At 71.3% G+C, this 22,012-nt stretch carries 18 protein-coding genes and 1 pseudogene; 12 read left to right on the forward strand and 7 right to left on the reverse strand.

Features of this window, described 5'->3' with window-relative positions; translation table 11 throughout:
- Positions 1-22: 22 nt before the first annotated feature.
- Positions 23-1,054, reverse strand: a complete 1,032-nt coding sequence (locus ACFU3E_RS10200; protein ID WP_384154577.1) for a LacI family DNA-binding transcriptional regulator — start codon at positions 1,052-1,054, stop codon at positions 23-25.
- 108 nt (positions 1,055-1,162) lie between these two features.
- Between ACFU3E_RS10200 and ACFU3E_RS10205 the strand changes: the two genes are divergently transcribed.
- From ACFU3E_RS10205 to ACFU3E_RS10220, 4 genes are read left to right on the forward strand one after another with little or no spacing between them, the layout of a single operon-like run.
- Positions 1,163-2,320 carry a phytanoyl-CoA dioxygenase family protein gene (locus ACFU3E_RS10205; protein ID WP_384154579.1) on the forward strand — a complete coding sequence of 386 codons (1,158 nt, stop codon included), beginning with the start codon at positions 1,163-1,165 and terminating at the stop codon, positions 2,318-2,320.
- A gap of 8 nt (positions 2,321-2,328) precedes the next feature.
- On the forward strand, positions 2,329-3,105 hold the full coding sequence (locus tag ACFU3E_RS10210) for an SDR family oxidoreductase (RefSeq protein ID WP_384154581.1): 777 nt from the start codon (positions 2,329-2,331) through the stop codon (positions 3,103-3,105).
- 48 nt (positions 3,106-3,153) lie between these two features.
- Positions 3,154-4,158: a Gfo/Idh/MocA family oxidoreductase gene (locus ACFU3E_RS10215; RefSeq protein WP_384154583.1), complete on the forward strand. Its 1,005-nt coding sequence runs from the start codon at positions 3,154-3,156 to the stop codon at positions 4,156-4,158.
- Complete coding sequence (locus tag ACFU3E_RS10220; RefSeq protein WP_384154585.1) at positions 4,155-5,177, forward strand: Gfo/Idh/MocA family protein; 1,023 nt, start codon at positions 4,155-4,157, stop codon at positions 5,175-5,177. The genes ACFU3E_RS10215 and ACFU3E_RS10220 overlap by 4 nt, the downstream gene beginning before the upstream one ends.
- 32 nt (positions 5,178-5,209) lie before the next feature.
- On the opposite strand, the pseudogene ACFU3E_RS10225 reads toward ACFU3E_RS10220, so the two are convergent.
- The 6 genes and pseudogenes from ACFU3E_RS10225 to ACFU3E_RS10250 form a co-directional block, all read right to left on the reverse strand.
- A pseudogene (locus ACFU3E_RS10225) lies at positions 5,210-5,425 on the reverse strand (hypothetical protein); the annotation flags it as partial.
- Positions 5,426-5,439: 14 nt separating this feature from the next.
- Positions 5,440-6,459: a Gfo/Idh/MocA family protein gene (locus ACFU3E_RS10230; protein WP_384154587.1), complete on the reverse strand. Its 1,020-nt coding sequence runs from the start codon at positions 6,457-6,459 to the stop codon at positions 5,440-5,442.
- 18 nt (positions 6,460-6,477) lie between these two features.
- Positions 6,478-7,380, reverse strand: coding sequence for a sugar phosphate isomerase/epimerase family protein (locus ACFU3E_RS10235; RefSeq protein WP_384154589.1), 903 nt, complete (start codon positions 7,378-7,380; stop codon positions 6,478-6,480).
- Between the two features lies 1 nt (position 7,381).
- Entirely contained in the window at positions 7,382-8,293 is a 912-nt protein-coding gene (locus ACFU3E_RS10240) for an ATP-binding cassette domain-containing protein (RefSeq protein WP_384154591.1), read from the reverse strand.
- A 5-nt stretch (positions 8,294-8,298) separates the two neighbouring features.
- A complete protein-coding gene (locus ACFU3E_RS10245; protein ID WP_384154593.1) occupies positions 8,299-9,378 on the reverse strand; it encodes an ABC transporter permease in 1,080 nt (359 codons plus the stop codon).
- Positions 9,378-10,397, reverse strand: a complete 1,020-nt coding sequence (locus ACFU3E_RS10250; protein WP_384154595.1) for a sugar ABC transporter substrate-binding protein — start codon at positions 10,395-10,397, stop codon at positions 9,378-9,380. The genes ACFU3E_RS10245 and ACFU3E_RS10250 overlap by 1 nt, the downstream gene beginning before the upstream one ends.
- Before the next feature lie 323 nt (positions 10,398-10,720).
- On the opposite strand from ACFU3E_RS10250, the gene iolC reads away from it, so the two are divergent.
- From iolC to ACFU3E_RS10290, 8 genes are all read left to right on the forward strand, one after another.
- Positions 10,721-11,698: a 5-dehydro-2-deoxygluconokinase gene (gene iolC, locus ACFU3E_RS10255; RefSeq protein WP_384154597.1), complete on the forward strand. Its 978-nt coding sequence runs from the start codon at positions 10,721-10,723 to the stop codon at positions 11,696-11,698.
- Positions 11,699-11,711: 13 nt separating this feature from the next.
- On the forward strand, positions 11,712-12,590 hold the full coding sequence (locus tag ACFU3E_RS10260) for a deoxyribose-phosphate aldolase (protein ID WP_384154599.1): 879 nt from the start codon (positions 11,712-11,714) through the stop codon (positions 12,588-12,590).
- 13 nt (positions 12,591-12,603) lie between these two features.
- Positions 12,604-13,497 carry a 5-deoxy-glucuronate isomerase gene (gene iolB, locus ACFU3E_RS10265; RefSeq protein ID WP_384154601.1) on the forward strand — a complete coding sequence of 298 codons (894 nt, stop codon included), beginning with the start codon at positions 12,604-12,606 and terminating at the stop codon, positions 13,495-13,497.
- Positions 13,494-15,368, forward strand: coding sequence for a 3D-(3,5/4)-trihydroxycyclohexane-1,2-dione acylhydrolase (decyclizing) (gene iolD, locus ACFU3E_RS10270; RefSeq protein WP_384154603.1), 1,875 nt, complete (start codon positions 13,494-13,496; stop codon positions 15,366-15,368). Before iolB ends, iolD begins: the two co-directional genes overlap by 4 nt.
- Before the next feature lie 43 nt (positions 15,369-15,411).
- Entirely contained in the window at positions 15,412-16,905 is a 1,494-nt protein-coding gene (locus ACFU3E_RS10275; protein ID WP_384154605.1) for a CoA-acylating methylmalonate-semialdehyde dehydrogenase, read from the forward strand.
- A 20-nt stretch (positions 16,906-16,925) separates the two neighbouring features.
- Positions 16,926-17,711 carry a GntR family transcriptional regulator gene (locus ACFU3E_RS10280; protein ID WP_384154607.1) on the forward strand — a complete coding sequence of 262 codons (786 nt, stop codon included), beginning with the start codon at positions 16,926-16,928 and terminating at the stop codon, positions 17,709-17,711.
- An 84-nt stretch (positions 17,712-17,795) separates the two neighbouring features.
- Positions 17,796-18,896: a UDP-glucose 4-epimerase GalE gene (gene galE, locus ACFU3E_RS10285; protein WP_384154609.1), complete on the forward strand. Its 1,101-nt coding sequence runs from the start codon at positions 17,796-17,798 to the stop codon at positions 18,894-18,896.
- A 6-nt stretch (positions 18,897-18,902) separates the two neighbouring features.
- Positions 18,903-22,010 carry a putative bifunctional diguanylate cyclase/phosphodiesterase gene (locus tag ACFU3E_RS10290; protein WP_384154611.1) on the forward strand — a complete coding sequence of 1,036 codons (3,108 nt, stop codon included), beginning with the start codon at positions 18,903-18,905 and terminating at the stop codon, positions 22,008-22,010.
- Positions 22,011-22,012 lie beyond the last annotated feature (2 nt).

Raw genomic sequence — 22,012 nt, forward strand, 5'->3', positions numbered from 1 at the left:
ACGCCCGGTCACGCCGCGCGGATCACACGGCCGCCTGCGGTGGCATGTTGTACGGCGTCACCACCTGGATCGCCGAGGGCAGGGTCGGTCCGGCCGGCGGTAGCGCGTCGTGGGCGCGCATCACGGTGTGGCAGGCCTCGCGTACGTCCTGGCGCAGGTCGTGGTGGAGCACGGCGGACAGGCGGTGCTCGCGCAGCAGGCGGGTGTTGTCGTGGTCGAGGTCGTGCGCGACGAACACCGCGCAGTCGCGGTCCAGGTCGTCGAAGGCCCGCAGCGTGGCGATGTTGCCGCCGCCGATCGAGTACACCGCGCGGATGTCCGGGTCGCGTTCCAGCGCGGCCCGGACGAGGTCGTACTGGGTGGCGTCGAGGCCCTGCCCCTCGGCGATCTCGACCAGCGTCCGTTCGGGGTGGCGGACGCGCATCGCGCTGCGGAAGCCCATCTCGCGCTCCTCCTCGTTGCGGAAGAAGCCGCTGCTGAGGCTGGTGAGGATGTTGCCCGGGCGTTCCCCCAGCCACTGGCCCATCAGGTACGCGGCCGTCGCGCCCGCTGCCCGGTCGTCTATGCCGACGTAGGCGAGACGGGCGCTGGCGGGCAGGTCGGTCACCAGCGTCACGACCGGGACGCCGGCGGCTTCGAGCCGGCCGACCGCGGCGGTGACCTCGGGAACGTCCGGGGCCTTCAGGATCACGCCCTGCGAGCCGCGCCGGGCGATCCGGTCCAGGGTCCGTACCAGTTCCCCGGGCGGGCCGGTCTCGCGGAAGTGGAAGCGGGAGCGCAGCACCGCCGGACGCAGGGACGGCAGCTCGGCCTCCAGGGCGGCGCGGATCGCCGTGGTGAACCGCTCGGGTGCCTGCATCACGATGTCGACCATGAACGTCCGGCCGACCAGCCGGACCTGGGTGCGCTGCCGGTCGAGATCGGCGATGGCCTGGCGGACCTCGCGTGCGGTGCTCTCGCGCACGCCTCCCCTGCCGTTCAGCACCCGGTCGACGGTCGCTTCGCTCAGGCCCGCCTGGCGCGCGATCTCCCGGATCGGGAACGGGTGGCCCATACGCCGGCTCCTTGAGGGGTTTTTGATGGCTCGCTGCTGGTTGTTCGAGGGGTTTGTACTGACAAGAATGACAGGGCTGCGTCGCTCCGTGACCCCGAAGGGACGACGATGTCCTTCACTTCCCTGCACCACCGTGCCTGGCTGTCCGAGCAGGACTGCGATCTCGACGCGTTCCGCGCGCTGGTCGAGCAGGCCACCGACCCCGTCGACTATCCGCACGCCTCCGCCGTGGAGCGGAACGTGCCCGTCTACGACTGCGGCCTGCTCGAAGGCGACCGGGTGGTGCAGGCCGAGCTGGTGCGGGCGCTCGCCGACGGCCCCGGCATCGTCGTCTTCCGCGGCGCCTTTCCCGACCCGGAGGTCGTGGACCGGGCCACCGAGGTGTTCGAGGCGCTGATCGCCGAGCAGCGCGCCTCGGGCGCGGCGGCCGGTGACCACTTCGCCAGGCCGGGCGCCAACGACCGGGTGTGGAACGCGCTGGAGAAGGCGGCCCTCTACGACCCGGAGGCCTTCGCCGACTACTACGCGAACGACATCCTGGCCCTGGTGGCCACCGCCTGGCTGGGCCCCGGCTACCAGGTCACCTCCCAGCTGAACGTGGTCAACCCGGGCGGCGCCGCCCAGACCGCGCACCGCGACTACCACCTCGGTTTCCTGTCGAACGAGGCCGCCGCCGCCTATCCGGCGCAGGTGCACCGCCTCTCCCCCGTGCTGACGCTCCAGGGCGCGGTCGCGCACTGCGACATGCCGGTGGAGTCCGGGCCGACGATGTACCTGCCGCACTCGCAGAAGTACGAGCCGGGCTATCTCGCCTGGCGGCTCCCGGAGTTCCGGGCGTACTTCGAGGCGCACCAGGTGCAGCTGCCGCTCGCCAAGGGCGACGCCGTGTTCTTCAACCCGGCCCTCTTCCACGCGGCCGGCACCAACCGCTCGGCGGACATCCGGCGCATGGCCAACCTGCTCCAGGTGTCGTCCGCGTTCGGGCGCGCCATGGAGGCGGTGGACCGGGAGGCGGTGTCCAACGCGGTGTACCCCGTTCTCCTCAAGCGCAAGGCCGCGGGGGCCGACCAGGCGTGGCTGGACCAGGTGGTCGCGGCGAGCGCCGAGGGCTACCCCTTCCCCACCAACCTCGACAGCGACCCGCCGGTCGACGGTCTGGCCCCGCCCTCACCGGCGGATCTGATACGGCGGGCGCTGCGCGAGGAGTGGACGCCGGAAGCGCTCCGGGCGGAGCTGCGGGCCGGTGCCGAACGGCGAGAGAGCTGAGGAACTCGATGGGACTTCTCGACGACAAGGTCGTCCTGGTCAACGGCGGCAGCCAGGGGGTCGGCGCGGCCGTCGCCCGGGCCGCGGTCCGCGAGGGGGCGGTCGTGGCCGTCACCGGGCGGCGCCCCGAGCCCGGCGAGGCGCTGGTGCGGGAGCTGACCGCCGCGGGCGGCAAGGCCCTGTACGTCCGGGCCGACCTGTCGGACGCCGAGCAGGCGAAGGCCTCCGTGGCGCGGGTCGTGGAGACGTACGGCCGGGTCGACTGCCTGGTGAACGCGGCCGGGCTGACCTCGCGGGGGACGCTGCTCGACACCACGCCCGAGCTGTTCGACCAGCACATCGGGATCAACCTCAAGGGCCCCTTCTTCGCGATGCAGGCGGCGGTCGCGGACATGGTGGGGCGTGAGGAGCCCGGCACGATCGTCAACATCATCACGTCGTCGGCGCACGGTGGGCAGCCGTTCCTGGCGCCGTACGTCGCCGCCAAGGCGGGGCTGATCGGGCTGACCCGCAACGCCGCGCATGCCCACCGCTGGGACCGGGTCCGGATCAACGGCCTCAACATCGGCTGGACGGCGACCGAGGGCGAGGACGCCACCCAGAAGACGTTCCACGGGGCCGGGGACGACTGGCGTGCGGAAGCCGCCGCGAAACTGCCCATGGGCAAGCTCGGCCAGCCGGACGAGATCGCCGACTTCGTCGTCTTCCTGCTGTCGGACCGGTCCGGGGTGGTCACCGGGTCGGTGATCGACTGGGACCAGAACGTCCTCGGCGGACTCGACTGAGCACTCCCCCCGCAAGAAACCCTCACCCTCCCTAGGAGCAACACCCCCATGCGTATCGGAATCCTCGGCCTCGGCCGCATCGGCGCCTTCCACGCCGAGACCCTCTCCGGACTCGACGCCGTCGACTCCCTCGTCGTCACCGACCCGTTCGCGGACGCCGCCAAGGCCGCCGCCGAGCGGTTCGGGGCCGACGTCGTGGACTCGCCGGAGGCACTGCTGGCCGCCGGTGTGGACGGCATCGTCGTCGCGGCCGCGACGGACGCCCACCCGGCACTGATCCTGGCCGGTGTCGAGGCCGGTGTCCCCGTCTTCTGCGAGAAGCCCGTCGCCAGGACCATGGCCGAGGGCGTCGAGGTGCTCAAGGCCGTCCGCGGCCGGGACGTGCCGATCCAGATCGGCTACAACCGCCGGTTCGACGCCGGGTTCGTCAACGCCCGCGCCGCCGTGCAGAGCGGTGAACTCGGCACGCTGCACACGGTCCGCTCGACCACGCTCGACCCGGCGCCGCCTCCGGCCGCGTACATCGCCGCCTCCGGCGGCATCTTCCGCGACTGCTCCGTGCACGACTTCGACATCATCCGCTGGGTGACGGGCCGCGAGGTGACCGAGGTGTACGCCGTGGGCGGCAACCGAGGCGCCGACTTCATCAAGGAGGCCGGTGACGCCGACACCACCGGAGCGATCCTCACCCTGGACGACGGCACCATCGCCGTGGTCTCCAACTCCCGCCACAACGCCAGGGGTTACGACGTCCGCATGGAGATCCACGGCTTTGCGGACTCCATCGCCGTCGGCCTGGAGGACAAGCTGCCGCTGCGCTCGGTCGAGCCGGGCGTGACCTTCCCCGCGGGCACCCCGCACGACTTCTTCATGGACCGCTTCACCGACGCCTACCGCGCCGAACTGACCGCGTTCACCGAGGTCGTCGCCGGCACCCGCCCCTCCCCCTGCACGATCGAGGACGCCCTGGAGGCGGGCTGGATCGCCGACGCGTGCACACTGTCGCTGCACGAGCACCGTCCCGTGACGATCGAGGAGGTACGGCAGGCATGAGCGAGAAGGGCCGGGAACCCCTGCGCATAGGCGTGCTGGGAGCCGCGCGGATCACCGAGCGCTCCCTGATCGGCCCGGCCCGGGCGACCGGCCACCGCCTCGTCGCGGTGGCCGCCCGCGACCGTGCCCGCGCCGAGGCGTTCGCCGCCGGGCACGGCGTGGAACGGGTCGCGGACTCGTATGCCGAGCTGATCGCCGACCCCGAGGTCGACGTCGTCTACAACCCGCTCGCCAACGGCCTGCACGGCCCGTGGAACCTGGCCGCACTCGCGGCCGGCAAGCACGTGCTGTCGGAGAAGCCGTCGGCGAGCAACGCCGAGGAGGCGGCGGACGTGCGGCGGGCCGCCGGGACGTCGGGGGCGGTGTTCATGGAGGCGTTCCACTACCTCTTCCACCCCGTCACCCGGCGCCTCCACGAGCTGCTGGCCTCGGGCGAACTCGGCGAACTGCGGCACGTCGAGGCGATGGTCGCCATCGCCGCGCCGCCGGACACCGACCCGCGCTGGTCGCTGCCGCTGGCCGGCGGCGCCCTGATGGACCTCGGCTGCTACAGCCTGCACGCACTGCGGATGCTCGCCCCCTGGGCGGGCGGCGCCCCGCGCCTGACGGCGTCCCGGGCCGGTGAACGCGCGGGCTTCCCCGGTGTCGACGCCTGGCTCGACGCCGACCTGGAGTACCCCGGCGGGGCGACGGGCTCGGCCCGCTGCCACATGGCGTACGACGGCCTGGACATGGGCATCCGGCTGGTCGGCTCGCGGGGCGAGGCGACGGCCCCGAACTTCGTCCTGCCCCAGATGGACGACCGCATCGTGATCCGCACCCCCGAGGGCGAGCGCACGGAACGCCTGGGCACACGCTCGTCGTACACCTACCAGTTGGAGGCCTTCGCGGCCCGGGTACGGGAGGGCACGCCGCTGCCGCTGGACGCCGACGACGCGGTGACGACGATGGAACTCATCGACGCCTGTTACCGAGAGGCCGGGTTCGAGCCGCGACCGCGCAGCTCCCGCGGGGGGTGACACAGCCGGGCGGGGCAGCCTCGCTGGTGTCGTTCCTGCCGGTGTTCCGGGCCGCCGAAGTCGGGGCTCGAGAATTCCGGACCGGTGAAGCCGGGCGTACGGCCGTTCGGCGTGGACGGCGACGTACGGTGCAGCTCGGCCGCCGAGCCCGGCTCAGCGAGTGACTCCCGGAGGAACGGCATGATGCCCCGCTCCACCAGCGCTGCGCGCCAGGCGTCCCGGGCCCGGGCCACCTCCTCGCCGGGCGCCTCGGGAGGGGACGTCACCTGTACTGTGCCGGCTTCTCCACCAGTTCGATCTCCACCCGGCCCCCGTCCTCCAGGGCCCGGACCCCCGCCTCGCACACCACGGCCGCGGCGTAGCCGTCCCAGGTGCTCGGGCCGGTGGTCCGGCCGCGGCGGGTGGCGTCGATCCAGGCCTGGATCTCGTGGTCGTAGGCCGTTTCGAAACGTTCGGTCCAGTCCTGGGCGATGGTGCCGCCCCAGCGGCCGGCCATGTTGGTGACCAGGGCGTGGCCGTCGCCGATGCGGGCGGTGCCGCGTTCGCAGACGACCTCGGCCTGGACCTGGTAGCCGAAGCCGCAGTTGACGAAGATCTCGACGTCGCTGAGGGCGCCGCCGTCGGTCTCGAAGACGACGAACTGGGGGTCCTGCAGGGCGTCCGGGGCGCTGGCGGACGGGGTGGGGCGCAGCACCGTGACCGCCGTGATCTCATGCCCCAGCAGCCAGCGGGTCGCGTCGGCCTCGTGGGCGACGGAGTCGCTGATGAGCATGGAGCTGGTGAAGAAGGGCGGGCTGGCGACGTTGCGGTGCCGGTTGTGCAGCATCAGCGGGCGGCCCAGCTGTCCTGTTGCCAGCAGGGCCTTCAGTTTCGCGTACTCGGGGTCGTAGCGGCGCATGAAGCCGACCTGGACCCGGCGGTGGCCGAGGCGCAGTTCGGCTTCGAGGACGCGCAGGGCGGAGGCCGCGTCGGGGGTGAGCGGCTTCTCGCACAGGACGGGCAGATCGTGCTCGAAGGCGGCGAGCAGGGTGGCCTCGTGAGCCGGGCCCGGGGAGGCGATCAGGACGGCGTCGACGTCGGCAGCCGCCATCGCGGCCGCCGGATCGGTGTGGGCGGTGCAGCCGTCGATCCGGGCGGCGACGGCCTTCGCGCGCTCCGCGTCGACGTCCACGACGGCTGCCACCCGTGCCCCGCTGGTGACGTCGTGGATGCGGCGCACATGGTCGGCGCCCATCCTTCCGGTACCGATGACCGCGACTCCCAGAGGGGTGCGCTCCGTCATGGCCGTCCTTTCGGGTCGTCAGGCGCCGCAGGACCTCAGGAACTTGCGGGTGCGCACCGCGATCGGCAGCGGCTTGTCCGGCTCACAGGGGTACATGTCCTGCTCGACGATGGCGAACAGGTCCACGCCCAGCTTCTGGGCAGCCGTGAGGACCGGGCCCAACTCCGGTACGCCGGAGGGTGGTTCGCACATCACACCGCGCTGCACGGCGGGTCCGAACGGGATCTCGTTCTTGACCACGTCGGCGAGGATGTCCGGGTCGACCTGCTTGAGGTGCAGATAGCCGATGCGCTCGCCGTACGTCTCGATCAGCTTGACGCTGTCGCCGCCGCAGTAGGCGTAGTGCCCGGTGTCCAGACAGAGGTTGACCGTGTCGGAGTCGGTCGAGTCGAGGAACTGCTCGACGTGCTCCTCGGTGTCGATGTGGGTGTCGGCGTGCGGGTGGACGACGATGTCCAGGCCGTACCGGTCCTTCACCTCGCGGCCGAGGCGCTCCATGCCCGTGGTGAGGTTGCGCCACTGCTCGGTGGTGAGCTCCGGGGGCTCCAGGATCTCGGCGGTCTTGTCGTCGCGCCAGAAGGACGGGATGACGACGAGGTGCTTCGCGTCCATGGCCTGGGTGAGGGCGGCGACCCGGCTGACCTGCTCCCAGGTGGAGTCCCACTCGGAGGGGCCGCGGTGCAGTCCGCAGAAGATGGTGCCCGCGGAGACCTTCAGGTTCCGCTTGGCCACCTCGTCGGTGAGCCGGGCCGGGTCCGTCGGCAGGTAACCGTACGGACCGAGTTCTATCCAGGAGTAGCCGGCCTCGGCGACCTCGTCGAGGAAACGTTCCCAGGGCACCTGCTGGGGGTCGTCGGGGAACCAGACGCCCCAGGAGTCGGGGGCGGAGCCGACCCGGATGCGGTCGAGCGCGAAGGCCATGTCAGGACTTTCCTTCCGAAGACGTGGCTACGGGGGCGGTGAGGTCTCCATCCTCGGGGAGCTCCTCGACGTCGACGCCGCGAACCTGCGCCAACTCGTGCTTGAGGGCGGCCAGTTCGGTGCCGCCGGCCATGTGGTTGGTCAGCTCTTCCAGACTCACCTCGCTGCGGTCGGCGGACAGTTCCATGGTGCCCAGGCGCAGCACGCTGAAGTGGTCGCCGACCATGTAGGCGTGGTGCGGGTTGTGGGTGATGAAGATGACGCCCAGGCCCTTGTCGCGGGCGGCGGCGATGTACTTCAGCACCACGCCGGACTGCTTGACGCCGAGGGCGGCGGTCGGCTCGTCCAGGATGAGGACGCGGGCGCCGAAGTAGACGGCGCGGGCGATGGCGACGCACTGGCGCTGGCCGCCGGAGAGTGTGCCGATGGGCTGTTCCATGTCGTCCAGGACGATGCCCATGTTGCGCAGCTCTTCGTCCGCGGTCTTCTTCATCCTCTCGATGTCGAGACGGCGTACGGGCCAGGGGCCCTTGGTCATCTCGGAGCCGAGGAAGAAGTTGCGCCACACCGGCATCAGCGGGACGACCGCGAGGTCCTGGTAGACCGTGGCGATGCCCTTGTCGAGGGCCTCGCGCGGGGTGGAGAACCGCACCGGTTCGCCGTCGACGAGGAACTCGCCCTCGGTGTGCTGGTGCAGGCCCGAGACGATCTTGATGAGGGTGGACTTGCCGGCGCCGTTGTCGCCGAGGACGCAGGTCACCTTGCCCGCGTGGACACTGAGGTCGACGCCGTGCAGGGCGCGGATGTTGCCGTAGGACTTGCCCGCGGCCTTCAGCTCGACCACGGGACGCTCGTCCGCGGGCCGGGTGTCCTTCAGAGCGGCCCCGTGGGTGCCGGTGGAGTTGCTTGTCATTCCGATCACCTCCGGGTCGCTTGCTTGCGGACCCACAGATTGACGAGGGTGGCACCTACGAGCATCACACCGAGGAAGGTCTTGAACCAGTCGGGGTTCCAGGTGGCGTAGACGATGCCCAGCTGGACCAGGCCGAACATGAAGGCGCCGAAGACCGGGCCGACGATCGTGCCGTAGCCGCCGGTCAGCAGACAGCCGCCGACCACCGCCGCGGCGATGTAGATCAGCTCGTTGCCCACGCCCTCACCGGACTGCACGGTGTTGTACTGGAACAGGTTGTGCATGCCGACGAACCAGGCGCCGAAGCCGACCAGCATGAACAGCGAGATCTTGGTGAAGTTCACCGGGACGCCGACGGCGCGGGCGCTGTCCTTGTTGCCGCCGACCGCGAAGATCCAGTTGCCGTACTTGGTGCGCAGCAGGACCCACGTGGCCAGCGCCGCGAAAGCCAGCCACCACACGATGGTGATCTTGACGTTGACTCCGCCGACGTTGAAGGACGAGGCGAACACGGCCTTGGCCTGGTCGAAGCCGTCCATGTCGCTGATGTTGTCGGTGGCGACGTTGCCGGTGACCAGCTTGGTCACCGCCAGGTTCACGCCCTGCAGGCCCATGAACGTGCCCAGGGTGACCAGGAAGCTCGGCAGCCCGGTCTTCACCAGCAGCCAGCCGTTGAAGAAGCCGATGGCCAAGGACACCGCCAGGGCCGCGATCACGCCGACCCAGACGTTCAGGGTCAGCTGGAAGGCGGTCATGCTCGCCGTCAGCGCCGAGGCGACCGGCGCGACGCCGGAGGACAGGTCGAACTCGCCGCCGATCATCAGCAGCGCGACGGGCAGGACCATGATCCCGATGGTCGACGACTGGTAGAGGACCGTCGACATCGAACTGCCCTGGCGCAATGTCGGCGCCATGATCAGGAAGAAGACCAGGACGGCCAGGGCGCCGAGGATGACACCCACCTCGGGCCGGGCGAGCAGTCTCAGCGCCAGGGAGCGCTGCTGGGTCCGCCCGTCCTTTTCCTTGCCGGGGCCGGAGGCCGGCGGTGTGTCCACCGCCGGCTCAGCCTGCTGGGTCATGCTCATCACCGGGTGCCCTTCGCGGCGAACTCCCCGACCTCGTCGACGTTGGACTTGTCGACGAAGGCCGGGCCGGTCAGCACGGGCTGCTCGCCGCCGCCGCTGTAGTTGCCGTTGTTCTTGTAGAGCCACAGGCCGTCGACGGCCAGGTAGCCCTGCAGGTAAGGCTGCTGGTCGACGGCGAACTGGATGGAGTCGTTCTTGATGGCACTGATGAGGTCCTTGTTGAGGTCGAAGGTGGCGACCTTCGCCTTGCTGCCGGCGTCGCCGACGGACTGCACCGCGGTCAGCGCGAAGGGGGCGCCGAGGGTGACGACGTAGTCGATGGACGGGTCCTGCTTCAGCTTGGCCGTGAGCGTCGACTTCACGGACGGCATGTCGGTGCCGTTGACGTTCTGCGGGTCGACCTTGCCCTCGAAGGTCTTCGCCACGCCGTCGCAGCGCTGGGTGAGGCCCACGTTGCCCTGCTCCTGCATGACGCAGAGGACCTTCTTGGCGCCGACCTCGTTCAGCTTCTTGCCGAAGGCCTCGCCCGCGACGGACTCGTCCTGGCCGAAGAACTCCAGCAGGTTGAGCTCCTTCCAGTCGCTCAGGCCGGAGTTGAGGCCGACGACGGGTATGCCGGCCTTCTCGGCCTTGCCTATGACGCCCTTGAGCGCGTCCGGCTTGGCCAGGGTGACGGCGATGCCGTCGACCTTCTGGTCGATCGCGTTCTGGACCAGGTTGGCCTGGTTGCCCGCGTTCGGGTCGGCGGAGTAGATGAGCTTGATGTTGTCCTTGGCGGCCGCGGCCTCGGCGCCCTTGCGGACGGTGTCCCAGAAGGTGTCGCCGGGCGCCTGGTGGGTGACCAGGGCGACGGTCATGCGCGGGGTGGTCGCCTTGCCGGCCGAGGCGTCCGCGGCGCCTTCCTCGGACTTTTTGCCTCCAGAGCTGCTGGAGCAGCCGGCGAGGGTCAGGGCCGCTGCCGCGGCCACGGCGACGACGGGCGCGAACCTGCGAGAGCGGGGGTGAGAAGAGCGGTCCATCTTTCCTGGCACCTCACTGTGCTACTGCGGGGGAAAGGAAGGGATCACGAAGGGATCCGTGGTCCCGGAGCCTTACGGAGTCCGGATCATGATGCCGCAAACCGACTGTTGCGATGGCACGGGATACAAGTCCCTGCCGCGCCCGCTGTCAATACTTTGTTAAGACATCATTTCACAAGCAGGTCCGAATGTAAGTACAAACTATTGACAGCACCACCCTCCGAGACCTACACCTGAGAGGCGGCAGGTCCCGTGGATCCACGCCCACCACCGTGTCAGGGCACCCCTGGACCCGCATCCCCAGCTTCCCGAGGAGGTCGCGCATGGCCGAGCCAGCCCAGTATTTCGATGTGATCACGATGGGCCGCATCGGGGTCGACCTCTACCCCCTGCAGACCGGCGTCCCCCTGGAGCGAGTGGAGACGTTCGGGAAATTCCTGGGAGGTTCCGCGGCCAATGTGGCGGTCGCCGCGGCCCGCCTGGGACGCCGTACGGCGGTGATCACGCGCACCGGCGACGACCCCTTCGGCACGTATCTGCACGAGGAGCTGAAGGGCTTCGGCGTCGACGACCGCTGGGTCACCCCGGTCGCCGCGTACCCGACGCCGATCACCTTCTGCGAGATCTTCCCGCCGGACGACTTCCCGCTGTACTTCTACCGCCGCCCCAAGGCACCTGATTTGGAGATCCACACCGACGAGCTGGACTTCTTCGCCATCCGGGGTGCCCGCATCTTCTGGTTCACCGGCACCGGCCTGAGCGAGGAGCCCAGCCGCTCCGCCACGCTCGCCGCCCTCAAGGCCCGCGACAAGGCCGGCGTCACCGTCTTCGACCTGGACTGGCGCCCGATGTTCTGGCGCGACCCGGAGGACGCCCGCCCGTACTACCGCGAGGCGCTGCGCCACGCCACGGTCGCGGTCGGCAACCTGGACGAGTGCGAGATCGCCACCGGGGTGCGCGAGCCGCAGGCCTGTGCGGAGGCGCTGCTGGAGGCGGGCGTGGAGCTGGCGGTCGTCAAACAGGGCCCCAAGGGCGTGCTCGCCGTGCACCGCGACGGCACCCGGGCGGAGGTGCCGCCGGTACCCGTCGAGGTGGTCAACGGCCTGGGCGCGGGCGACGCCTTCGGCGGCTCGCTCTGCCACGGTCTGCTCGCCGGCTGGGACCTGGAGAAGACCATGCGCCACGCCAACGCCGCCGGCGCCCTCGTCGCGTCGCGCCTCGCCTGCTCCTCCGCGATGCCCACCGAGTCCGAGGTCGAGGACCTCCTCGCCGGGGTGCCGTCGCCGAGCACGAGCCACTGAAACGGAGCCTTCCTTGAACATCGGCATCCCCGACCTCACCGCGGTCCGAGCCCGCGATCCCGAGGCCGTCGCCGAGGCGGCGGCCCGCCGGGTGCGGCGAAGGCTGATCGGCGACAGCGGCCGGCTGATGATCGTGGCCGCCGACCACCCGGCGCGCGGCGCCCTCGGGGTCGGCGACCGGCGCCTGGCCATGGCCAACCGTGCCGACCTGCTGGAACGGCTGTGCACCGCGCTGTCGCGCCCCGGCGTCGACGGGGTGCTCGCCACCGCCGACATCCTGGAGGACCTGCTCCTGCTCGGCGTGCTGGAGAACAAGGTCGTCATGGGCTCGATGAACCGCGGCGGACTCGCCGGAGCCTCCTTCGAGATGGACGACCGCTTCACCGGCCATCGCGCCGAGGACATCGCCCGGCTCCGCTTCGACGCGGGCAAGCTCCTGGTCCGCATCGACTACGACGACCCGGGCTCGCTCACCACGCTGGAGTCCACCGCCCGGGCGATCGACGCCATGGCGGACCGGCGACTGCCCCTGTTCGTCGAGCCGTTCATCTCCCGGCGGGTCGACGGCAGGGTCCGCAACGACCTGTCCGCCGAGGCCGTCACCCGGTCCGTCGCGATCGCCTCGGGCCTGGGCGGCACCTCTGCCTACACCTGGCTGAAGCTCCCCGTCACCGACGACCCGGACGACATGGCCGAGGTCCTGGAGACCTCCACGCTGCCCGCCGTCCTGCTCGGCGGCGAGGTCGGCGACGACCAGGAAGGCGCCTACGAACGCTGGCGCAAGGCCCTGCGGCTGCCCACCGTCCAGGGCCTGGTCGTCGGGCGGTCGCTGCTCTACCCGGCCGGGGGCAGCGTGGAAGAGGCCGTGGACACGGCCGTCGGTCTGCTGTGATCCGGAGGACGCGATGATGTACCACCTTCCCGCCGGCAAGGCCCTCGCCGGCCCCTGCACCGTCGACGTCACTCCCGAGAAGGCCGGCTGGGGCCACGCCGGCCTGCGGGTCCTCGAGCTGCCGCCGGGCGGCGCGCACTCCTTCGACACCGGTGACAGCGAGTGGATCGTCGTCCCGCTGAGCGGCGGCTGCACGGTCGCCGCGGAGGACGACTTCGGCCAGGACACCTTCGAACTCCAGGGCCGCGCGGACGTGTTCAGCGGCGTCAGCGACTTCGCCTACGTCCCGCGCGACGCCCGCGCGACCGTGACGTCCGCCGGCGGCGGCCGGTTCGCGCTGACCGGCGCGCGCTGCACCCGCCGGCTGCCCGCCCGCTACGGCCCGGCCTCCGAGGTGCCCGTGGAGCTGCGGGGCACCGGGAACTGCTCCCGCCAGGTCAACAACTTCGGTGCGGCCGGGGTCTTCGAATGCGACAAGCTCATCGCGGTCGAGGTGATCACACCCGGCGGCAACTGGTCGTCGTTCCCGCCGCACAAGCACGACGAGCACCGGCCGGGCGAGGAGTCCGTGCTGGAGGAGATCTACTACTTCGAGTTCGCCGGCCACGACGGCGTCCCCGGCCTCGGCTACCAGCGGGTCTCCCCGTCCGGACAGGGCCGGGGCACCGATGTCCTGGCAGAGGTCCACGACGGCGACGTCGTGCTCATCCCGGACGGCTGGCACGGGCCGTCGATGGCCACGCCCGGCCACCACATGTACTACCTCAACGTCATGGCGGGCCCGGAGGCCGAACGCGCCTGGCTCATCTGCGACCACCCCGACCACGCCTGGGTCCGCGACACCTGGCCGGACCAGCCCGTCGATCCCCGCCTCCCCCTCTACACCGCCCCGGAGACCTCCGCATGAGCGCGCCCACCCGCCGACTGACGACCGCACAGGCCCTGGTGCGGTTCCTGTCCGCCCAGTACACCGAGCGGGACGGCGTGCGTCGCCGGCTGATCGCCGGGACCTGGGGCATCTTCGGCCATGGCAACGTAGCCGGGGTCGGTCAGGCGCTCCTGGAGGCGGGCGAGCACGTCATGCCGTTCCACCAGGGCCGCAACGAGCAGTCCATGGTGCACGCGGCCGTCGGCTACGCCCGGCAGCTGAACCGCCTGTCCGCGCAGGCGGTGACGACCTCGATCGGCCCGGGCGCCACCAACCTGGTCACCGGCGCGGCCCTGGCGACGATCAACCGGCTGCCGGTGCTGCTCCTGCCGGGTGACTACTTCGCCTCGCACGCCCCCGACCCGCTGCTCCAGCAGCTGGAGCACCCGGTCGAGGCCGACGTGTCGGTCAACGACACGCTGCGCCCGGTGTCGCGGTACTTCGACCGGATCACCCGCCCCGAGGCGCTGATCCCGTCGGCGCTCCAGGCCATGCGGGTGCTGGCCGACCCGGCCGAGACCGGCGCCGTCACCCTCGCCCTGCCACAGGACGTGCAGGCCGAGGCGCACGACTGGCCCGAGGAGTTCTTCGCCGAGCGCGTCTGGTACGTACGTCGTCCCGCGCCGGACCCGGTCGAGCTGAGCGCCGCCGTCGAGGCGATCCGGTCGGCCGAGCGGCCGCTGATCGTGGCGGGCGGCGGCGTCCACCACAGCGAGGCCGAGGACGCGCTGAAGACGTTCGTGGAGGTCACCGGCATCCCGGTCGCCTCCACCCAGGCCGGCAAGGGCTCGCTGCGCCACGACCACCACGCCGACCTCGGCGGCATCGGCCACACCGGCACGGCGGTCAGCGACGCGCTCGCCCGCACCGCCGACCTGGTGATCGGAGTCGGCACCCGCTACACCGACTTCACCACCGCCTCGGGCACCCTCTTCCAGAACCCTGACGTACGGTTCCTCAACCTCAACATCACCGGCTTCGACGCGCACAAGCTGGCCGCGCGGACGCTGGTGTGCGACGCGAGGTCCGGCCTGGAGAGGCTGCTGGAGGCGCTCTCCGGCCACCGGGTGAGCGAGGCGTACGAGGCCGAGTACCGGTCCGGCAAGGAGCGCTGGGACGAGGTCGTCGAGGCCGCCTACCGGGCCGCCGACGAGAACGCGGTCCCGACCCAGACGCAGGTGCTGGGCGCGCTGGACGCGGCCGTGGGCGACGACGACGTGGTCATCAACGCGGCCGGTTCGCTCCCCGGCGACCTGCACAAGCTGTGGCGCTCCCGCAGCCCGCGCCAGTACCACCTCGAGTACGGCTACTCCTGCATGGGCTACGAGATCCCGGCCGGCATCGGCGTCCAGCAGGCCGCCCCGGGCACCCCGGTGTGGGCACTGGTGGGCGACGGCACCTACCTGATGATGCCGACGGAGATCGTCACCGCCGTCCAGGAGGGCCTGCCGCTCAACATCGTCCTCCTCCAGAACCACGGCTACGCCTCCATCGGGGGTCTGTCGGAGGAGACCGGCGGCGAACGCTTCGGCACCGCCTACCGCTTCCGGGCCGCAGACGGCACCTTCACCGGCGCCCCGCTCCCCGTCGACCTGGCCGCCAACGCCGCCAGCCTCGGCATGGACGTGCTGCGCGCCAAGACCGTGCGCGAACTGCGCGAGGCACTCGCCACGGCACGGGCGTCCGACCGGCCGACGTGTGTGTACGTCGAGACCGACCCGTCCCCGACCGCTCCCCCGGCCGAGGCCTGGTGGGACGTGCCGGTGGCCGAGACCGCCTCCCGCGAGGCGGCCGTCGAGGCGCGTGAGCGTTACGACCGGCAGGTGGCCGAGCGCCGCCGCCACCTCTGAACTCCCCGCTGACATCAGGCTCCACGAAAGGCCCCTGCACACGATGAAGACCATCACGCACTGGATCGACGGCAAGCCCGTCGAGGGCACCTCCGGCCGCTTCGGCCCCGTCTACAACCCGGCCACCGGCGCCCAGGAGAAGCAGGTCGCCTTCGCGACCGTCGACGAGGTGGACGCCGCGGTCGCCTCCGCCAAGGCAGCCTTCGACAGCTGGGGTGAGTCCTCCCTGGCCAAGCGCACGGCGATCCTGTTCAAGTACCGCGAGCTGCTGGACGCCCACCGCGACGAGATCGCCGGGCTGATCACCGCCGAGCACGGCAAGGTCCACTCCGACGCCCTCGGCGAGGTCGCGCGCGGCATGGAGATCGTGGAGCTCGCGTGCGGGATCTCCGTCCAGCTCAAGGGCGAACTGTCCACCCAGGTCTCCACCCGGGTCGACGTCGCCTCGATCCGCCAGCCGCTGGGCGTGGTCGCGGGCATCACGCCGTTCAACTTCCCGGCGATGGTGCCGATGTGGATGTTCCCGCTGGCCATCGCCTGCGGCAACACGTTCGTCCTGAAGCCGTCGGAGAAGGACCCGTCGGCCTCCTTCCGCCTTGCCGAGCTGGCCACCGAGGCGGGTCTGCCGGAGGGCGTCCTGAACATCGTGCAGGGCGACAAGACGGCCGTGGACCGCATCCTGGAGCACCCGGACGTCGAGGCGGTGTCGTTCGTCGGCTCGACGCCGATCGCCAAGTACATCCAGGTGAAGGCCGTCGAGCACGGCAAGCGGGTGCAGGCCCTCGGCGGCGCGAAGAACCACATGCTGGTCCTGCCCGACGCCGACCTGGAACTCGCCGCCGACCAGGCGATCAACGCGGCGTACGGCTCGGCGGGCGAACGCTGCATGGCCGTGTCGGTGGTCGTGGCCGTCGGAGACATCGGTGACGCGCTGGTCGGCAAGATCGCCGAGCGTGCGAAGAACCTGCGGATCGGCCCGGGCGACGACCCGGCGTCCGAGATGGGCCCGCTGATCACCCGCGAGCACCGCGACAAGGTGGCGTCGTACGTGGCGTCTGCCGCCGAGCAGGGCGCCGAGGTCGTCGTCGACGGCACGGGCTTCTCGGTCGACGGACACGAGGACGGCTTCTTCCTCGGCGTCTCCCTGCTGGACCGGGTGCCGCTGACGGCGGACGCGTACAAGGACGAGATCTTCGGCCCGGTGCTGGCGGTCGTACGCGCGCAGACGTACGAAGAGGCCATCCAGCTGATCAACTCCTCCCGCTGGGGCAACGGCACCGCGATCTTCACCCGGGACGGCGGCGCGGCGCGCCGCTTCCAGATGGAGGTCAAGGCCGGCATGGTCGGCGTCAACGTGCCGATCCCGGTCCCCGTCGGCTACCACTCCTTCGGCGGCTGGAAGGACTCCCTCTTCGGCGACCTGCACATCTACGGCAACGACGGCATCGCCTTCTACACGCAGGGCAAGGTCATCACCACGCGCTGGCCGGACCCGTCCGACGGCGGTATCAACCTCGGCTTCCCGAGCAACTCCTGATACCCGAGGGGGGTTCATCCATGGCGAAGACCGGTGGCCGGACCCGCACCACGGCCGCCCCCGCGCTCGGTTCGCTGGACTTCGCCCTGGACCGGGGCAGTCCCGTGCCGCTCTACCACCAGCTCGCGCAGCAGCTGGAGGCGGCGATCGAGCACGGGGTCCTCGCCCCGGGGAACCTCCTGGGCAACGAGGTCGACCTGTCGGTGCGCCTCGGCCTGTCCCGCCCCACCGTCCGTCAGGCCATCCAATCCCTCGTCGACAAGGGGTTGCTGGTCCGGCGGCGCGGGGTGGGCACGCAGGTGGTGCACAGCCAGGTCAAGCGCCCGCTGGAGCTGAGCAGCCTCTACGACGACCTGGAGGAGGCCGGGCAGGGGCCCACCACGCGCGTCGTGCGCAACGAGGTCGTCCCGGCCTCCTGCGACGTGGCCGCCGCTCTCGGCGTCGCAGAGGGCGGCGAGGTCACCGTCCTGGACCGGCTGCGCTGCACGCACGGCCAGCCGGTGGCCCTGCTGCGCAACTACCTGCCGGTGTCCCTGCTGGACCTCGACAGCGCCCGCCTGGAGTCGACCGGGCTGTACCGCATGATGCGCTCGGCGGGCATCACCCTGCACAGCGCCCGCCAGACCGTCGGCGCACGCGCGGCCACCGCGCAGGAGGCGTCCCGCCTGGACGAGCGGGAGGGCGCGGCGCTGCTCACCATGCAGCGCACGGCGTACGACGACTCGGGGCGTCCGGTCGAGTACGGAACCCACATCTACCGGGCCTCGCGCTACACGTTCGACTTCCAGTTGCTGGTCCGGCCTTGACCCGACCCGGCAGGCAGGTGCAAAGTCGTACATATACACCGTAAACATACGGTGCTTGTCCGCACTCGACGCGGGAGACCCGGTATGGCCCGCAGGAACCAGTCGCCGACCGCTCGAGGAGCCGGATCGTCCTGGGCCCCCTCGACCGTCCTTGTCACCGGCGGGGCCGGTTTCATCGGCAGCCATACCTGCGTGGAACTGCTGGACCACGGCTACGAGGTGATCGTGGTCGACGACTACTCCAACAGCACACCCCAGGTGTTCGCCCGGGTGGAACGGATCGCCGGCCGCTTCGTCGGCGCCGTCTACGAGCTGGACATCCGTGATCGGCACGCCCTCTCGGCCGTCTTCGACCGACACTCCGTGGACGCCGTCGTGCACTTTGCCGCGCACAAGGCGGGGGGCCTGTCGACACGGATGCCCGTTGCGTACTACGACACCAACGTCGGTGGCACCACCGCCCTGCTGCGGACCATGCACGAGCACGGGGTGCACCGGCTGGTCTTCCCGTCCTCCTGCTCGATCTACGGCGACGCGGGCCGGGGCCCGCTCGACGAGGCCACCCCCGCCCGGCCCGGCACCCCGTACGCGGCCACGAAGTGGATCTGCGAGCAGATCCTCACCGACGTCTGCCGCCGTCACCCCGCGTACGCCGTGCTGTGCCTGCGCTTCCCCGTCCCGGCCGGGGCTCACCCGAGCGGACTCCTCGGCGAGGAACCCCGGCAGCCGCCCGAGAACCTGCTGCCGTACGTCGCGCAGGTGGCGGTCGGCCGTCGCGAGAAGCTCACCGTCCACGGCGACGACTACCCGACCCGCGACGGCACCGGGATCCGGGACTATCTGCATGTCATGGACATCGTCGAGGCACACCGCGTGGCACTGGACCACCTGGCCGACGCGCCGGGCATGCAGGCGTACAACCTGGGTACGGGCGTGGGCCGTTCGGTCCTCGACGTGGTCGACCTGTTCTCCCGGGCCTGTGGCAGGCCCATCCCGTACGACTTCGGGCCTCGCCGCCCGGGGGACGTCGCCGAGCTGGTCGCCGACGCGACGGCCGTGGAGCGTGCCTGGGGCTGGCGCCCCACCAGGGATCTCGCCGACGTGTGCCGGGACGTCTGGCGCTTCCAGCGGCTCAATCCGCACGGTTACACGGACACCGCGCGGCCGCCGGAGACAACGGAGTAGGCCGCCGTGCGGCCCCCGCCGACCGGCAGAGGCGACCCGGCCCGCCGACTGTCGGCGGGGTACCTTTCACTTGCCGGGATCCTCACCGCCGCGTACCTGTCCGTTCCGGTCCTGCGCACGCCTCTGTGGGCCCTCGTCGGGCTGGCAGGGGTCGCGGCGGTCCTGGCCGGAATGCGGGTCCACCGTCCCCCTCTGCCCCGGTCGTGGCTGCTGCTCGCCGCCGGGCTGCTGGCCTTCACCGCGGGCGGCACCTTCTCCCACGCGCAGGAGTCGTACTTCTCCGCGTCGACCCCGTCCCCGGCGGACGCCTGCCGCCTCGCCGTGTACCCACTGCTCGCCCTGGGCCTGTCCGGGCTGCTGCGCTACCGCCTGACGGGCCGTGACCTGCCCGGACTGCTCGACGCCCTGGTCATCACCGGCGGGCTCGCGCTGCCGGTGTGGGTCTACCTGGTGCAGCCGCTGGCCCAGCGGGAAGGGCTGACCTGGCAGCAGCGCGCGATCAGCGTCGCCTGTCCGCTCGGAGGCGTCCTGGTGCTGGCCCTGCTGGTCCGGCTGCTCGCGCACGGCCCCGCCCCCGGCGCGAACCGGGCTGCCCGGCTGCTCGTCCTGGGCACCCTCGCCCTGCTCGGCTCCGACGTCGCCCTCGGCATCCTCCGGCTGAACGGCACCTGGCAGGCGGGCACCCTGCTGTACTCCGGCGGCATCGTGTTCTGCACCGCCTGGGGCCTTGCCGCGCTGCACCCCTCGATGGCCCGGCTGACCGCCCCGGACTCGCCGTCCCAGTCGCTGCTGCCGCCCCGACGACGGCTGCTGCTGTTCGGCGCCGCGACCCTGATCCCGCCCGCGATCCTCGCTCACGAGGAGAGCGACGGCCTGGACTACGACGCGACGGTGCTGGCGGCGTTCTCCGGTGTGCTGTTCCTGCTGGTGATCTTCCGGCTCACCCTGATGGTCGTCGCGCACCGCAGGGCCATGACGCGGGAGCTGGCCCTGCGCACCGCGGCCGCTTCTCTGATGGGGTCCTTCTGGCCGGAGGAGATCGCGCGGGCCTGCGACAGGGCGGTCACCTCCCTGTTCGGACCGCAGGGCCGGCACGTGACCCTCCTGCTGTCGGCCGGGGAGGCCCAGAACCTGTACGCCCGGCTGGAGCGCTGCCCCGCCCGGGCCGGCACGGCCGCTCGCGGCCGCACCGCCATCGTCCCGTCCGCCGCGCTGGGACCAGAGCTCGCCGCCCGGCTCGGCAGGCTGCCGGCCGTGCTGCTCTGCCCCATGGTCCAGGCCGGGCGACGGGAGGACGGCGAGCTGCCGGGAGCCCTGCTGGCAGCCGGCTCCGAGCGGCAACTCGCCGAGATGCGGGGGTCCTTGGAGTTGCTCGCCTCGCACGCCGGGCTGACGACGGAACGCATCGCGCTGCGGCGGGAGGTCATCCGCCAGGAGAGCGAGGCCTACTTCCGCACCCTGGTGCACAACGCCTCGGACGTCATCCTCATCGTCAACGACGACACCACCGTCCGCTACGCCAGCCCGTCCGCGCGGACGGTGTTCGGCCGTACCGAACTCACGGGGACACGGCTGCCCGACCTGGTGGACGCCCGGGAACGGGACCGGGTCGTCCAGACCCTGGCTGCCCTGCGCGGCGACGGGCAGCAGGAATCGCAGGACCACTGGCGGGTGTCCCGGGACGCGGTCCGCATCGAGGTGGAGGTGCGCTGCCGGGACCTGCGGCAGGACCCGACCGTGGGCGGGCTGGTGGTCACCCTGCGGGACGTGACCGAGCAGCGGCAGCTCGAGCACGAACTCGCCCAGCGGGCCTTCCACGACTCCCTGACCGGCCTGCCCAACCGCACCCTGCTGCTGGAGCGGACCGAGCGCGCGCTGCGCCGGGGCCACCGGGAGTCGACGACCACCTGCCTGCTCTTCATCGACCTGGACGACTTCAAGATCGTCAACGACACTCTGGGCCACTCCGTCGGCGACCGGCTGCTGTGCGCCGTGGCCGAACGCCTGTCGGGGACGCTGCGGCGCACCGACACCGCCGCGCGTCTCGGCGGCGACGAGTTCGCCGTGCTGATCGAGGACGCGGAGCAGCCCCTCGACGCCGAGGTGCTGGCCGCGCACGTGGTCCGGACGCTCAGCAGGCCGTTCCACCTGGCGGTGGAGTCGGTGAGCGTGTCGGCCAGTGTGGGCGTGGCAACGGCCCAGGACAGCACGGACGCCGGGGAGCTGCTCGCGCTCGCCGACCTGGCCCTCTACGCCGCAAAGGCGTCCGGCAAGCGCACCTGGCGGCGGTTCCAGCCCCAGCAGCGGATCCGCGTGGCGGAGCGCCACGCCTTGCAGGCGCGGCTGGACCAGGCCGTCAGCAGGGAGGAGTTCGGCCTGCGCTACCAGCCCGTGATGGACATCGACGCAGGGCGGGTCGTGGGCTTCGAGGCACTGGCCCGCTGGCCCGAGCTGGGGCCCGATCCGGTCCCGCCGGGCCAGTTCATCCCGCTCGCCGAGGAGACCGGGCACATCTCGACGCTGGGTGCGTGGGTGCTGCGCAAGGCCACGGCCGACCTCGCCCGGCTCCAGCACCGCACGCCGCTGCCCGACCCGCCGTACCTCAGCGTCAACGTGTCCACCCGGCAGTGGCGGGACGGCAATTTCCTGGACGAGGTGTGCACCGCCCTGGACACCACCGGCCTCGCCGCGGGCACGCTGCAACTGGAGCTCACCGAGTCGGTGCTCATGCAGCGGACCGACCAGATCGACGCCATGATCCATGCGCTGAAGGAGCGCGGGGTGCGCATCGCGGTCGACGACTTCGGCACCGGGTTCTCCTCGCTGCGCTACCTCCGGGACTTCCCCATCGACGTACTCAAGATCGACAAGTCGTTCATCGACGGCATTCCGCACGACCCCCAGCAGGTTGCCCTGGTCGAGGGCATCGTGCATCTCGCCGACACGCTCGGCCTCCAGGTGATCGCCGAGGGCATAGAGAAGCAGCCGCAGCGGGAACTGCTGGCCGCGATCGGCTGCGGGTACGGGCAGGGCTTCCTGTTCGCCCGGCCGATGACGGTGGAACAGGGCGAGGCGGTGCTGCGGGAGCGCAACGGCGGACGGGCGGGCGGCTGAGG

It is taken from the genome of Streptomyces sp. NPDC057424, assembly GCF_042803315.1.
In the GTDB taxonomy this organism is placed as follows: Bacteria; Actinomycetota; Actinomycetes; order Streptomycetales; family Streptomycetaceae; genus Streptomyces.

Coding starts and splice junctions, on each gene's coding strand:
- ACFU3E_RS10200 (WP_384154577.1), bottom strand. CDS start 1,054: ATGGGCCACCCGTTCCCGATCCGGGAGATCGCGCGCCAGGCGGGCCTG.
- ACFU3E_RS10205 (WP_384154579.1), top strand. CDS start 1,163: ATGTCCTTCACTTCCCTGCACCACCGTGCCTGGCTGTCCGAGCAGGAC.
- ACFU3E_RS10210 (WP_384154581.1), top strand. CDS start 2,329: ATGGGACTTCTCGACGACAAGGTCGTCCTGGTCAACGGCGGCAGCCAG.
- ACFU3E_RS10215 (WP_384154583.1), top strand. CDS start 3,154: ATGCGTATCGGAATCCTCGGCCTCGGCCGCATCGGCGCCTTCCACGCC.
- ACFU3E_RS10220 (WP_384154585.1), top strand. CDS start 4,155: ATGAGCGAGAAGGGCCGGGAACCCCTGCGCATAGGCGTGCTGGGAGCC.
- ACFU3E_RS10230 (WP_384154587.1), bottom strand. CDS start 6,459: ATGACGGAGCGCACCCCTCTGGGAGTCGCGGTCATCGGTACCGGAAGG.
- ACFU3E_RS10235 (WP_384154589.1), bottom strand. CDS start 7,380: ATGGCCTTCGCGCTCGACCGCATCCGGGTCGGCTCCGCCCCCGACTCC.
- ACFU3E_RS10240 (WP_384154591.1), bottom strand. CDS start 8,293: ATGACAAGCAACTCCACCGGCACCCACGGGGCCGCTCTGAAGGACACC.
- ACFU3E_RS10245 (WP_384154593.1), bottom strand. CDS start 9,378: ATGAGCATGACCCAGCAGGCTGAGCCGGCGGTGGACACACCGCCGGCC.
- ACFU3E_RS10250 (WP_384154595.1), bottom strand. CDS start 10,397: ATGGACCGCTCTTCTCACCCCCGCTCTCGCAGGTTCGCGCCCGTCGTC.
- iolC (WP_384154597.1), top strand. CDS start 10,721: ATGGCCGAGCCAGCCCAGTATTTCGATGTGATCACGATGGGCCGCATC.
- iolB (WP_384154601.1), top strand. CDS start 12,604: ATGATGTACCACCTTCCCGCCGGCAAGGCCCTCGCCGGCCCCTGCACC.
- iolD (WP_384154603.1), top strand. CDS start 13,494: ATGAGCGCGCCCACCCGCCGACTGACGACCGCACAGGCCCTGGTGCGG.
- ACFU3E_RS10275 (WP_384154605.1), top strand. CDS start 15,412: ATGAAGACCATCACGCACTGGATCGACGGCAAGCCCGTCGAGGGCACC.
- ACFU3E_RS10280 (WP_384154607.1), top strand. CDS start 16,926: ATGGCGAAGACCGGTGGCCGGACCCGCACCACGGCCGCCCCCGCGCTC.
- galE (WP_384154609.1), top strand. CDS start 17,796: ATGGCCCGCAGGAACCAGTCGCCGACCGCTCGAGGAGCCGGATCGTCC.